Here is a 13,180-nt window from a genome sequence, read left to right as displayed (position 1 = left end):
GCCGGTCCGGGCGACGTCGACCCGGACCCAGATCAAGGGCGACAACCACGGCATGGGGTCGCCGTCCGGCGGTCAGCGGTTCACCGCCGCGCCGGCCACACCCCGCCATCCTGGCGACCGTGTCGTCCGGCGAGCCGACAGCGGGTCACCACGCCGGGTCGACCGCGCGCAGGCACCGCGCCGCGTGGGCGCGCAGGGCGGTGGTGAGGTCGGGCGGTCCGTCGACCACCGTGAAGCCGACCCCCAGCGAGGTGACCATCCAGACCAGGTCGTTGGCGTTCTCCGCACCGACGTGCAGCCGGCAGCGGTGGGCGTCGACCGCCTCGACCACGCCCATGCCCGGCCAGATGCGCGCGGCGACCGTGGCGGCGGGCTCGTCCAGCACGACGGTGGCCCGCACCGGCCAGGCCCACGTCGACAGCCGCTGGTTCAGGTACGCCACCACGTCGCCGTCCGGGTCCGCGCGGGGAGCGAACCGGGGGCCGGTCGGCGTCCGGGGCTCCATCCGGTCCAGCCGGAAACAGCGCCAGTCGTCCCGGTCCACGTCCCAGGCGACCAGGTACCAGTGCCGGCCGTGGCTGACCAGGCGCTGCGGTTCGACCGACCGTACCGACACCTTCCCGTCCGCCCCGGTGTGGGCGAAGCGCAACCGCTCGTGGCGGTGGCAGGCCTCGGCGACGGCCAGCAGCGCGGCCGGGTCGACCCCCGCTCCGGCGCTGTCGGCCCGCACCGTGGTCCGGTGCAGCGCCGCCACCCGGTGACGCAGCCGGGCCGGCAGCACCTGTTCGAGCTTGCCCAGCGCCCGCAGCGAGGCCTCCTCCATCCCGGTCACCGAGCCGATCGCGGCGGTCCGCAGCCCGACGGCCACCGCGACCGCCTCCTCGTCGTCGAGCAGCAGTGGCGGCAACGCGCGACCCGCCCCGAGCCGGTACCCGGCCGTGCCCGGGGCGGCGTGCACCGGATATCCCAGCTCCCGCAGGCGGGTGACGTCCCGGCGCACGGTGCGGGTGGTGACGCCCAGCCGGGCGGCCAGCTCCGTGCCGGACCAGTCGCGTCGGGCCTGGAGCAGGGAGAGCAGGGCGAGGAGTCGGCCGGCACCGTCGATCACCCGGCCAAGCCTGCCAGCCGGCGCGGACCGGAGCTGTCCGCACCGGCTGGCAGCGTCCTGCGTCATGAGCACCGCACACGACGTCCGACCATTCCGCATCTCCGTCGCCCAGGAGCAGCTCGACGACCTCCGTCGACGGCTGGCCCAGGTCCACTGGCCCGTCGAGCCGACCGGCGTCGGCTGGTCCTACGGGGTGCCCGTGGACTACCTCCGGCGGCTCGTCGACCACTGGCGCACCGGCTACGACTGGCGTGCGGTGGAGACCCGCCTCAACGCCCTGCCGCAGTTCACCACCGCGATCCTCGGGCAGCCGGTGCACTTCCTGCACGTCCGTTCGCCCGAGCCGACGGCGCTGCCACTGGTGCTGTCGCACGGCTGGCCGGGGTCGTTCGTCGAGTTCCTCGACGTGCTCGGCCCGCTGGTCGATCCACGCGCCCACGGCGCCGACCCCGCCGACGCGTTCCATCTGGTCGTCCCGTCGCTGCCCGGGTTCGCCTTCTCCGGGCTGTCCGGCCGGGTGGGCGACGGCGGCACCGAGCACCACGCGGAGGTGGTGGCCGCGCTGCTGGACCGGCTCGGCTACCGGCGCTACGGCGTCCAGGGCGGTGACGCCGGTGGGTTCGTCTCCGCCCAGCTGGGCCGGATCGCCCCGGACCGGGTGGTCGGCGTCCACCTCAACGGCCCGTTCTTCTTCCCCTCCTGGGACGACGACCCCGGGGAGCAGGCGACGTGGTCCGCGACCGACCGGGAGCGCCTGGCGGTGCTGACCGACCCCGGTGGGGAACGCTTCGGGTACGCCGCGATGCAGTCGACCCGCCCGCAGACCCTGGCGTACGGGATGCACGACTCGCCGGTCGCCCTGCTGGCCTGGATCGTCGACCTGTTCCAGCAGTTCACCGACCCGTCCCGGGCGCTGCCCGAGGACGCCGTGGACCGGGACACGCTGCTGACCAACGTCACGCTCTACTGGCTGACCGGGACGTTCGCCTCGTCGGTCCGGCTGTACCGGGAGTCCGCGCAGTGGGGCGCCCAGCCGCCGAACTCCGGCGTGCCCACCGGATGCGCCGTGTTCCCGGGTGACCTGACCGTGCGGGCGCTCGCCGAACGGCAGCACACGATCGTGCACTGGTCGGAGTTCGACCGGGGCGGGCACTTCGCCGCGCTGGAGGCACCGGACCTCTTCGTCGCCGACGTCCGCGCGTTCTTCCGTCCGCTGCGCTGAGCCGGTCCGGTGCGCTGAGCCCGGTCCGGTGCCGCTGAGCGTGCCGCCGGGCTGAGCCCGTCCGGACACCGGGTCGGGCCCGGCGGCTCGCCCCGTCCCGGCGGACGCCACCCGCCGTCGCTTGAATGTCGCCGGGACGGGGTGGATGCTGTATCGATACTTAGCAATATCGATCAGCGGAGGTCCGCATGCGTCGTTCCCCGTTCCCCGTCCTCCTCGCGGCGGTGCTGCTCCTCGCCGCGCCGGCGGCCGCCCACGCCCGACCCGCCGCCCCCGACGCCGTCGAACCGGCCCGGGCGGCGGAGGTCCTGGCCGAGGTGCGCACCGCCGGCACGGCCTGGGGCCTCGACCCGGCCACCGGGCGGATGACCCTCACCGTCGACGACACCGTCGGCGCCGTGGAGGTGGCCGCGTTGCGCGCGACCGCCGCCCGGGCCGGTGCCGTGCTGCGCCACGAGCCGGGTCGGTTGACCACCCTGATCGCCGGTGGCGAGGCCGTCTACGCCGCAGGCGGCGGGCGCTGCTCGCTCGGCGCGAACGTCCGCAGTGGCACCACCTGGTACTTCGTCACCGCCGGACACTGCACCGCCACCGGCGCCACGTGGTACGCCAACGGCGGCCAGACCACGGTGCTGGGCAGCCGTACCGGCAGCAGCTTCCCGGGCAACGACTACGGCATCGTCCGGTACACCAACACCTCGATCCCGCACCCGAGCGCGGTCTACACCTACCCCGGCCTGCTTCCGATCAACGGCGTCGCCAGCGCCTACGTCGGTCAGCGGGTCTGCCGCACCGGTTCCACCACCGGGGTCCGGTGCGGCACCGTGCTCGCCCTGAACCAGACGGTGAACTACGCCCAGGGCTCGGTGTCCGGTCTGATCCGGACCAACGTCTGCGCCGAACCGGGCGACAGTGGTGGTCCGCTCTACGACCCGGCCACCGGGCGGATCCTCGGCATCCTCTCCGGGGGCAGCGGCAACTGCACCTCCGGCGGCACGACCTACTACCAGCCGATCATGGAGATCCTCGCCGCGTACGGCGTGACCCTGCCCTGACTGGTCCGCCCCGCTCCCCACGCGTCGGGAGCGGGGCGGCTCGTCAGCCGGTCAGCGTGGCCCGCAGGCCGGCGACCGGGAAGTCCGGCGCGTGCGGCGGGGCTGACGTTCCCGGGTCAGCAGAACCAGCCGTCCTGCACCCAGCCGCGCCGGTTGATGTCGCCGTAGGCGAAGCCGTAGACGTAGCCCCCGCTGCGGGGACCCTCGACGAGGAAGGTCTGTCCCCGGTAGAGGGTGCCCATCCAGGCGCCGACCGGCTGGGTGCGGACGAACAGGTCGTTGGCGCAGACCGTCTCCCGTACGCCGATGGTGCCGTTGGCGGCCGACGCGGTGGTGGGGGTGAGCGCGACCGCGGCGACCGCCACCGCGACGGACGCGCCGATCCGGCGGACGACCGGGTTCACCATGAGTCGTACCCTCCGATGCACTCGTGCCGCAGATAGCCCCAGTCGTTGGGGCCGAAGTCGAAGGAGGCGGCCCAGCCGTTGTAGACCGGGTGCGCGCCCGGGGTGTGGCCGATCTTGTTGCCGTAGTAGAGGGTGCGCTTGAGCCCGGTCGGCCCGCTCGCGGAGTCGTAGTTGGCGTAGAAGCTGGCGCTCTGGCACACCACGATCGCGTGCCGGGGCACCACCGGGTCGGCGTGGGCGGCGGTGGCGCCGAGCGGGATGGTCAGCGCGCCGGCTGTCAGCGCGGCGGCGAGTCGCAACGTCGGTCGTCTGTCCACGGGGCCTCCGATCAGCGGTGAACGGTGCGCCCAGGTTACCAATTAGATCGAGAAGTATAAATAGATACGGGTCGGTCCAGGAGCCGGCGACCGCCTCCGGGACCGACCCGTCCGGTCACGCGTCCCGTCCGGCCCCACGCGCCCGTCCCACCTGACGGCGGGCCTCCTGCCGGGCACGCGCCTGCCGCTCGGCCGCCGTCGGCCCGGCCGGCGTGGATCCGTTCGCCACGGCGGCCGGCGGGGCCAGGTGGGCGGCCATGTCCCGGATGGTCGGCAGACGGAAGAGGTCCACCACGTCGACGTCCCGGTCGAACGCCCGGCGGAGCACGCCACTCAACCTGATCATCAGGAGGGAGTCCCCGCCCGCGTCGAAGAAGTTGCGGTCGGCCTCGACCGGCCGTCCCAGCACCGTCGCCCAGGCCTGGGCCACCGTCCGTTCCGCCGCCAGCACCGGCTCGGCCCGATCGGACGTCCGCTCCACCTGCGCCGCCGGCGCGCGTTCCGCCCGGGTGACGGCGCCGAGCAGGGCCCGCCGGTTGACCTTGCCGGACGGCAGCAGCGGCAGCGCGTCCAGCAGGGCCACCCGGTCCGGCCGCAGCCGCGCCGGAAGCAGCCCGGCCAGGTGGGACCGCAACCCGTCGACCGTGGTCCCGGCACCCGGGACGGGCACCGCCGCCGCGACCAGGTCCCCGGCGGGGGAGCAGACCACGGCGGCGTCGGCGACCCCCGGGTGCCGGCGCAATGCGGCCTGGGCCTCGACCGGTGGGGTCGGCTCCCCGTCCCGCCGGGGACACTCGTCGACCCGGCCCACCCACCGCAGCACGCCGTCGGCGTCGCGGCGGACCAGGTCGTCGGTGGCGACCATCCGCCGGCCGGGCGTGGCGGTGAACGGGTCGGGCAGGTAGCGCTCCGCCGTCAAAGACGGCTGCCCGTGGTATCCCCGGGTCACCGCCCCGCCGCCCAGGTGCAGGCGACCGACCGCGCCCACCGGCACCGGCCGCAGCGCCTCGTCCAGCACGTGGACGGTGGTGTCCGGGCGGGGCTCGCCGAGCGCCCGGGCATCGTCTCCGACGCACGCGGCGGCCAGCGCCGGCCCGCCCACCTCGGCCGCGCTCCACGCCGACCAGCAGGCCGTCGCGGCCGGCACGGCGGTGAGCGGCCCGCCGGTGAGCAGCAGCGCGACCGCCTCCCCGCCCGGGGCGGGCGGCCCGATCCGGACGCTGGGGGCACCCCCTCCGCCGACGCCGGGCGCGTCGTCTCCGCGACCACCGGGGGCGTCGTCTCCGCCACCACCGGGGCGGCCGGCGGCGTCGCCACCGTGGGGTGGGCCGTCCACCAGCACCGTTCCCCCGACGGCCAGCGGCGCGAGGAGCTGGCAGAGGGCGACGTGCCCGTCCAGCGGCGCGTCGACCCGCACCGCGTCGAAGGTGTCCGCCGGCCAGCCGTCCACCAGCCACTCCACCAGGCCGGCGAGGTTGCCGTGGGTCACCACCACCGGTCTCGGCTCCTCCTCCACCCCGGCGGAGTGCACGACCACCGCGGCGCGCTCCGCGCACCAGTCGGGAGGCGGGACGGTGGCCGGAGCCGACGCCGCGTCGACCAGGGTCACGGGCACGCCGACCGACGCCACGCACTCGGCCGTCGTCGCCGTCGCCAGCACCGTCACCAGCTCCGCGTCCGCGGCCTGGAGACGCAACCGCATCCGTGCCGCCGCCGGGTCCAGCGGCACCGCCACCGCGCCCGCCCACAGCACCCCGAGCAGCGCCGCCACCAGCTCGGGCGAGCGGGGCAGGCAGACGCCCACCGGTGACTCGGCGGCCACCCCACGCTCCCGCAGCAACCCGGCGACCGCCCCGGCCCGGGTGGCCAGGTCGCCGTAGTTCAGGCACCCGGAGGCGTCGCGGACCGCCAGGGCGCGCGGCGTACGGTCGGCGTGGGCCGCGACACGGGCGAGCAGGCCCGGTCCGGTCGACGCGACCCGGCCCGGAGGCGTCGTCTGAGTCCCGCCGCCGGGGGCGCTGTCGCCGCCGGTCACCGGTCCCCGTCCCCGGGCGGCGTCGGCAGCTCCGCCATCGGTCGGTCGGGCGTCGCGACCGCCCCGTGGAGCAGCAGGTCCAACTGCTGCCACATCCGCTCGATGGTGGCGGCGTCGAAGAGGTCGGCGTTGTACTCGATCATGCCGTAGACGTGGTCCTGGTCGGCCTCGTCGAAGTAGCCGATGCTCAGGTCGATGGTGACGGTCTGCTTCTCCAGCATCAGCGGCTCCAGTTCGAGGCCCGCCATCGTCAGAGGGGCCTCGTGCCGGAAATCGACCATGATGAAGGCCGCCCGGTAGAGGGCGCCGAGCCCCACGCCCCGGCCGACGTTCAGCTCGTCGAGGATCACGCCGATCGGGATGTCGTGGTGGTCGAGGGCGCCGGTCATCGTCCGGCGCGTGGCCGCCACCAGCTCCCGGAACGTCAGCTCCGACCGGACGGTGGTCCGCAGCGGCAGCATCGTCAGGAAGAGCCCCATCAGCGGCTCGGTCTCCGCCCGCCGACGGGTGGACGAGTTGGTGCCCACCACCACGTCCTCCGCGCCGGTGAGCCGGTGCAGGAGGAACTTCCACACCGCGAGGAGCACCACGTTCAGCGTGGTCCGCTCCTCGTGGGCGAACCGGCGCAGCTCCTCGGTCAGCTCCGGCGACAGGCGGAAGTAGCGCTGCCCGGACCGGTTGGTGGCGCCCCGCCGCTCGGGGTGGTCGGTCGGCAGTTCCCGCGCCGGTGGCACGTCCGCCAACTGACGCCGCCAGTACGGCAGGTGCCGGACCCGGACCTCCCGCTCGATCCACTGCGGCTGCCACTCGGCGTAGTCGCCGTACTGGATGGGCAGCGGCGGCGGGTCGTACGTCCCACCCTCGACGTAGGCGCGGTAGAAGCCGGCCACCTCCTGCCCGAAGATGCCCATCGACGCCCGGTCCCAGATCATGTGGTCGAAGATGCGGACCAGCACCTGCTCGTCGTCGGCGAGCCGGATCAGCAGCATCCGCAGCAGCGGACCGACGCCCAGGTCGAACGGACGGTTGCCCTCGGCGCGCGCCTCCTGCCACATCCGCTCCTCCCGCTGGTCGGCGGGCAGGTCACGCAGGTCGATCACCGGGATGGTGAACGGCAGGTGCGGATGGACCACCTGCACCGGCTGGTCGCCGTCGAGTTCGTACGTGCTCCGCAGCACCTCGTGCCGGGCCATCACGGCGTACACCGCGCGGGTGAGGGCGTCGAGGTCCAGCCGGCCGCGCAGCCGCCACGCCGAGGGCACGTTGTGCGCCGGGTCGTCCGGCAGGCGCTGGCGGTGCAGCCAGACCCGCTCCTGCGCGTCGGTCAGCCGGGCCCGGTCCCGCCGCGCCCGACGGGGGATGGCCCCCACGCCCACCATGGCCTGCCGGTCGGCGAGCCGACGGTCCAGCAGGGCCCGCTGCGCGGGGGTGAGCCGCTCCAGCCGGGCCGACAGGTCAGTCATCCGTGGGTCCCTCCGAACTCTGGTAACGGTTGCGCAGGTCGGCGAGGTGGTGCAGACCGTCGCGCACGGTGTCGGGCGGCAGGCCGAAGTCGACCAGGCAGGCGATCTCGTCGACGCCGACGTCGACCAGGTCCTCCACCAGGGCCTCGCACTTGTCGGGCGTGCCGAGCAGCGCCAGCGACTGGAAGTAGCGTTCGAAGGTGGCGTCGAGCATCGCCGCGCGGGCGTCGTCGTCGAGCGCGCCGAACCCGCCCTCGATGCCCTGGTGCTGCCGCAGGAACGTGCCGAGGTAGTCGATCAACGGCTCCCGGACCAGCCCACGGACCTCCTCGTCGCTGGTGCCGAGGAAGGTGTGCACCATCGTGGTGACCGTGCCCGCGTCCGGGTCGTGCCCGCCCGCCGCCCGGGCCGCCCGGTACGCGGTGATCTTCTCGCCGAGCTCGACGAGCCGGTGCCCGATCACGCCGGTCAGGATGTTCGCCCCGATCGCGCCGGCCCGCTCGAACGTCTCCACCGAGCCGGCCGCCGACACCCACACGGGGAGTTTCGGCTGCAACGGCCGGGGCAGCGTACGGACCGCCCGGACGCTGCCGTCGGGACGGGACACGTCGATCGTCTCCCCGGCCCAGAGCCGCTGGACGGTCTCGATCGCCTCGAACATGGCGTCCTTGCGCCGGGGGAACCCGTCCGGCCCGCCCGGCGCGAGGACGAAGTCGTCCGGATGCCAGCCGGAGGCCGCCGAGATGGCCGCCCGCCCACCGGAGAGGTTGTCCACCACCGCCCACTCCTCGGCGACCCGCACCGGGTGGTGCAGCGGCAGGACGACGCTGCCGGCCCGCAGCTGCACCCGTCGGGTGGTCACCGCCAGCGCCGCCGCCAGCAGCGACGGGTTCGGGTACAGGCCACCGAAGTCGACGAAGTGCCGCTCGGGCACCCAGACCGCGGCGAAGCCCCGATCGTCGGCGAACCGGGCGCAGTCCAGCAGGAGCCGGTACTTCTCCCCGTCCTGCGTGGAGCCGTCCCCGGAGAAGAAGAACAGGCTGAACGCCATCCGGCTGGTCGGGCGTCGCCGCCGGCCCGGTTGGGCTGCGGCGCGGGTCGTCGGCGCGGCCAGCTCGGGCGGCAGGCTGACGGCACGGGCCCGCATCGCCTGCTCCAGGGCCGCCCGACGTTCCGGCGAGAGGGCGGCGAGCCGCCGGTTCAGGTCCGCCACCGAGGGACGCTCAGACATGGTCACCGCCTCCGACGCCGCCCACGGCCGGGGTGGCCTCGATCTCCGCCAACAGCGCCTCGAACTCGTCGAGCCCGATGCCCTCGCCCTGCCACACCCGGATCGCCGCGGCCAGGCCGGTCACGGTCGGCGCCTCGAAGATGACGCTCATCGGCAGGTCACCGAAGTGCTGCCGCAACCGGGCGATGATCTGCATGGCGAACAGCGAGTTGCCGCCGAGCTGGTAGAAGTCGTCCGCCAGCCCGAAGCCCGACACGCCCAGCACCTCCCGCCACACCTCGGCGACGGTCCGCTCGACCTCGTCCCCGGTCTGTGCGGCGTCCGGCGGCGGATCCCCGGCGGCGACCCCGTCCGGCACCGCGTCGCCGGCCACGTCCGTCGGCGGCGCGGCGACGACCACCTGCGGCACGCCGCCGGCGAGCGCCGCGCGGAGGACCGCCACCGGCCCCGCCGGGCCGTCCGGGTCGACCCCGGGGCGCAGGCGTACGGCCGTCGTGGCCCACCCGTCGGCGGTGCGTTGCTCGGCGAACGCCCCCACCGCGGACGCGACCGCCTCCTCGGTCAGCGGGTCGGCTCCGCCGAGACCGGTGACCAGCACCAGCATGTCGAGGTCGTCGCCGGCCAGCAGGTCGGTCAGGGCCCGGATCCGGTCGACCCGCCGACCGACCGGCTCCGGAACGGACGGTGGACCGGCGACGTGCACGACCCCGTGCAGCGGACCGAGCCGCTCCCGGGCCGTGTCGACCAGCCGGCGCAGCCCGTCGGCGTCGGCCGGGTCGGCCGGTACCCAACTCACCGCGTCCGGTCGGTCGGCGCGCAGCCGCGCCAGCTCCGCCGCGAGCGGGCCGGTGGCGTCCGGTCCGGTCGGATCGGGTGCTCCCGGACCGCCGGCCAGCACCACCCGGGCACCCGAGCGCGCCAGTTCGGCACCGAGGCGCAGCCCGGCCTCCCGGTCGGCCCCGGTCACCAGGTAGCCCCCGCCCGCCACGACACCGGCCGGTCCCGCCGGCACGGGCACGAGGGTCCGCCGGAACCGCCGCGCCCCCCGGTACGCCACGTGCGTGTCGTCCGCGTCCGCCGCCAGTTCGGCGAGCAGCCGGGCGCGCTGCCGGTCGCGGTCCGCGTCGCCGGTCACCGAACCGACGTCCACGACGTGGAAGCGCAGCGTCGGATACCGCGCGGCGAGCACGGCGACGACCCCGTCCAGCGCGGCCCGGTGCGGTGCCCGGATCCGGGCGCCGGCGACCTCCCGCAGGTCCTCGGTCAGCACGTCGACGCGGACCGGGTGGTCCGGCGTCGACGCGTGCAGGGCCCACGCGAGACCCACCAGCGACGCCACCGCGACGTCGACGTCGTCGTCCCCGGCGCACAGCACCCGGTCCACCGGCCCGTCGGCCGTCCGGTCCCGGACGAGGCGCTCCCAGGTCTCCGGTCGTACCGCGTCGGCCACGCCGTCGACGTCGGCCCGGGCGACCCGGCGCACCGGATGGCCGGCGGTGCGCAGCGCCTCCGCGACGTCGTCACCCCACCCGCACCCGTCGCCGAGGACCAGCCAGTCGCACCGGGCCGGCACGCGGGCCGCGTCGCGGGGCAGCGCCGCCGGGAACCAGACCGGCGTCCCGGCCGGCGACTCGGCCGGCCGCGCCGTCGCCACCCGGGGCAGCAGGAAGTCGGTACGGGTGAACGGGTACGTCGGCAGCGGGGTGCGCCGCCGGGGCACGCCGCCGTGTAGCGCCGCCCAGTCCACCTCGACACCGTGCTGCCACAGCTCGGCCAGGGCGGCGAGCACGCTCCGCTGCTCGTCGTGGGTTCCCGTCCCGCCGTGCCGCTCCGCCTCCCCGGGCGGCGGTGCCAGCAGCGCCACCACCGGTGGCCGACCCTCGTACGCGCCGGCCCGCACCAGGTTGCCGAGCCCTCGGCCCGGCCCCACCTCCACGAAGACCGGGTTCGGACACGCCGCCGCCACCGCGACCCCGGCCGCGAACCGCACCTGCCCACGGACGTGGGCCACCCAGTACTGCGGGTCGGTGGCCTGCTCGTCGGTGATCCACGTCCCGGTCAGGTTCGACAGGAAGCGGACCGTCGGCGGACGCAGCCGCACGGTGCGCAGCACGTCGGCGAACGCGCGCAGCGCCGGTTCGGTGTGGACGGTGTGGAAGGCCCGCCGCACCGGCAGGACCCGGGTCACCGCGCCGACCTCGGCGAGCCGCCGCTCGACCACCGCCATCTCCGCCTCGGTGCCCGCCACCACGCACGAGGAGGGCGCGTTGACCGCCGCGATCGTGCCGTGCCCGTCCAGCACCGCCCTCAGCCGGCTCTCGGCGAGGGCCACCGACACCATCCGCCCGGCCGGCAGCTCCTGCATCAACCGGGCCCGGGCCGCCACCACGCGCGCCGCGTCCGCCAGGTCGAACACCCCGGCCAGGCAGGCCGCCACCAGTTCGCCGAGGCTGTGGCCGACCATCGCGTCCGGCTCGACGCCCCAGGACCGCAGCAGCCTCGCGCAGGCGTAGTCGAGGCAGAACATGGCCGGTTGCGCGTAGCCGGTCTCCGCCGACGGGTCGTCGGGCAGTCCCGACGTGCCCCGCCCGACGAGCAGCGCCCCCAGGTCCCAGTCCAGATGCGGGGCGAACGCGGCGACGCACTCGTCGACCGCCGCGCGGAACACCGGCTCGCTCTCGTAGAGCCGCGCGCCGACGCCGGCGAACCGGGTGCCCTGGCCGGGCAGGAGGAACACCACGTGCGGCGGCCCGTCGACGACCGCTCCGGTCGACGCGGCCCGCAGCGCCGCCACGGCGTCGGCCGCGTCGGTGGCGACGACGGCACGCCGGTGTGGGAACCGGGCCCGCCCCACCTGGAGCGTCCACGCCGCGTCGGCCAGCTCGGCCGGGCCGGGCGCGGTGTCGGCCAGGTGGTCGGCCAGGCGCGTGGCGGCGGCGGTCAGCTCGTCGGCCGTCCGCGCCGCCAGGGGCAGCAACTGGACGGGACGGTTCGCGGCGGCGACCGGGCGGGACGGGGCCGCCTCCAACAGCACATGAGCGTTGGTGCCGCCCATGCCGAAGGAGCTGACGCCGGCCCGGGGCGGATGGTCGGTGACCGGCCACGGCTCGCCTTCGGCGGTGATCCGGAACGGGCTGTCGGGCTGCTCCAGGGCCGGGTTCAACTGCCGGAAGTGCAGCGTGCCCGGGACGAACCGGTGCTCGATCGCCAGCGTCGTCTTGATCAGACCGGCGACGCCGGCGGCGACGTCCAGGTGACCGATGCTGGACTTGACCGCCCCGACCCGGCAGGAGCCGGCGGGCACCGCGCCGAGCGCCTCCGCCAGCGCCCGCAGTTCGATCGGGTCGCCGAGCGCGGTGCCGGTTCCGTGCGCCTCGACGTAGTCGACGGTCTCCGGGGCGAAGCCGGCCACGGCCAGCGCGTCCCGGATCACCGCCACCTGACCCGTGGTGGACGGCGCGGTGATGCCCACCTTCGCGGACCCGTCGTTGTTGACCGCCGACCCCCGGATGACGGCGTGCACGTGGTCGCCGTCGGCGAGCGCGTCGGCGAGCCGCTTGAGCACCACCACCCCGACACCGTCACCGGCGACCGTGCCGGTGGCGTCGGCGTCGAAGGGCCGGCACCGCCCGTCCCGGGACAGGATGCCGCCCTCCTCGTGCCGGTAGCCGGTGGGATCGAGCTGCCGGACCGTCGCGCCGCCGGCGAGCGCCGTGTCGCACTCGTGGGTGAGCAGGCTCTGGCAGGCCAGGTGCACCGCCACCAGCGACGACGAGCACGCCGAGGAGACGGTGAGGGTCGGGCCGGTGAGGTTCAGCTTGTACGCGACCCGCAACGCGAGCATGCCCGCGTCGTTGCCGACCGCCACCTGCAACGGATGGGCGATGCGCGCGGCCCGCTCGGACGGCACGACCCGCTCGGCGAGATGCGTGCTCGCCGACGCGGCGGCGAAGACACCGACCCGACCGTGGTCCCCGCCCGGGGCCCGCCCGGCGTGTTCCATCGCGGTCCAGCAGCACTCCAGGAAGAGCCGGTGCTGCGGGTCGGTCACCTCCGCCTCGGCCGGACCGACGTCGAAGAACTCGGCGGCGAAGAGGCCGGGCGCGACGAGCGGGTAACCGATACGCACGTACGACGGGTCTGCGATCTCCGCCGCCGGCACGCCCGCCGCGGCGAGTTCCCCGTCCGCGTACGTGCGCGAGCCGTCGACCCCGGCAAACAGTCCCCGCCAGTACTCGTCGACGGAGTCGAACCCGGCCAGACGGCCACTCATGCCGATGATGGCCACGCTGTCGTGGACGGTGAACTCCTCGTCGTCGCTCATGTAGGGCCTCGCTCCGTG

General features: G+C 75.3%; 9 protein-coding genes. 2 read left to right on the top strand and 7 right to left on the bottom strand.

All coding sequences use genetic code 11. From position 1 onward, the window contains the following. Positions 1–145 precede the first annotated feature (145 nt). Positions 146–1,108 (bottom strand): helix-turn-helix transcriptional regulator, encoded by a 963-nt coding sequence (locus tag GA0070618_RS29315; protein ID WP_170107789.1) that lies wholly within the window; start codon positions 1,106–1,108, stop codon positions 146–148. 64 nt (positions 1,109–1,172) lie between these two features. Between GA0070618_RS29315 and GA0070618_RS29310 the strand changes: the two genes are divergently transcribed. Both GA0070618_RS29310 and GA0070618_RS29305 read left to right on the top strand, forming a co-directional pair. After that, entirely contained in the window at positions 1,173–2,330 is a 1,158-nt protein-coding gene (locus GA0070618_RS29310; RefSeq protein WP_088984523.1) for an epoxide hydrolase family protein, read from the top strand. 188 nt (positions 2,331–2,518) lie between these two features. Further along, on the top strand, positions 2,519–3,385 hold the full coding sequence (locus GA0070618_RS29305) for a S1 family peptidase (RefSeq protein ID WP_088984522.1): 867 nt from the start codon (positions 2,519–2,521) through the stop codon (positions 3,383–3,385). 116 nt (positions 3,386–3,501) lie between these two features. Here the strand turns inward: GA0070618_RS29305 and GA0070618_RS29300 are convergent, their stop codons facing one another. The 6 genes from GA0070618_RS29300 to GA0070618_RS29275 form a co-directional block, all read right to left on the bottom strand. Next, complete coding sequence (locus tag GA0070618_RS29300) at positions 3,502–3,792, bottom strand: hypothetical protein (RefSeq protein ID WP_088984521.1); 291 nt, start codon at positions 3,790–3,792, stop codon at positions 3,502–3,504. Next, a complete protein-coding gene (locus GA0070618_RS29295; RefSeq protein ID WP_231931498.1) occupies positions 3,786–4,109 on the bottom strand; it encodes a hypothetical protein in 324 nt (107 codons plus the stop codon). Before GA0070618_RS29295 ends, GA0070618_RS29300 begins: the two co-directional genes overlap by 7 nt. A 115-nt stretch (positions 4,110–4,224) precedes the next feature. Then, positions 4,225–6,144: a non-ribosomal peptide synthetase gene (locus GA0070618_RS29290; RefSeq protein WP_170107790.1), complete on the bottom strand. Its 1,920-nt coding sequence runs from the start codon at positions 6,142–6,144 to the stop codon at positions 4,225–4,227. After that, a complete protein-coding gene (locus tag GA0070618_RS29285) occupies positions 6,141–7,607 on the bottom strand; it encodes a condensation domain-containing protein (protein ID WP_088984518.1) in 1,467 nt (488 codons plus the stop codon). Before GA0070618_RS29285 ends, GA0070618_RS29290 begins: the two co-directional genes overlap by 4 nt. Then, positions 7,600–8,838: a MupA/Atu3671 family FMN-dependent luciferase-like monooxygenase gene (locus tag GA0070618_RS29280; protein WP_197701680.1), complete on the bottom strand. Its 1,239-nt coding sequence runs from the start codon at positions 8,836–8,838 to the stop codon at positions 7,600–7,602. Before GA0070618_RS29280 ends, GA0070618_RS29285 begins: the two co-directional genes overlap by 8 nt. Next, the gene (locus tag GA0070618_RS29275; RefSeq protein ID WP_088984516.1) at positions 8,831–13,162 is read right to left on the bottom strand and encodes a type I polyketide synthase; all 4,332 of its coding nucleotides are present in this window, start codon (positions 13,160–13,162) and stop codon (positions 8,831–8,833) included. Before GA0070618_RS29275 ends, GA0070618_RS29280 begins: the two co-directional genes overlap by 8 nt. Between the last annotated feature and the right edge of the window lie 18 nt (positions 13,163–13,180).

This window comes from Micromonospora echinospora, from assembly GCF_900091495.1.
In the GTDB taxonomy this organism is placed as follows: domain Bacteria; phylum Actinomycetota; class Actinomycetes; order Mycobacteriales; family Micromonosporaceae; genus Micromonospora; species Micromonospora echinospora.
Note: the sequence above shows the minus strand (reverse complement) of the source record. Positions and strands in the feature narration are given on the sequence as shown.

Coding starts and splice junctions, on each gene's coding strand:
- GA0070618_RS29310 (WP_088984523.1), top strand. CDS start 1,173: ATGAGCACCGCACACGACGTCCGACCATTCCGCATCTCCGTCGCCCAG.
- GA0070618_RS29305 (WP_088984522.1), top strand. CDS start 2,519: ATGCGTCGTTCCCCGTTCCCCGTCCTCCTCGCGGCGGTGCTGCTCCTC.
- GA0070618_RS29300 (WP_088984521.1), bottom strand. CDS start 3,792: ATGGTGAACCCGGTCGTCCGCCGGATCGGCGCGTCCGTCGCGGTGGCG.
- GA0070618_RS29285 (WP_088984518.1), bottom strand. CDS start 7,607: ATGACTGACCTGTCGGCCCGGCTGGAGCGGCTCACCCCCGCGCAGCGG.
- GA0070618_RS29280 (WP_197701680.1), bottom strand. CDS start 8,838: ATGTCTGAGCGTCCCTCGGTGGCGGACCTGAACCGGCGGCTCGCCGCC.
- GA0070618_RS29275 (WP_088984516.1), bottom strand. CDS start 13,162: ATGAGCGACGACGAGGAGTTCACCGTCCACGACAGCGTGGCCATCATC.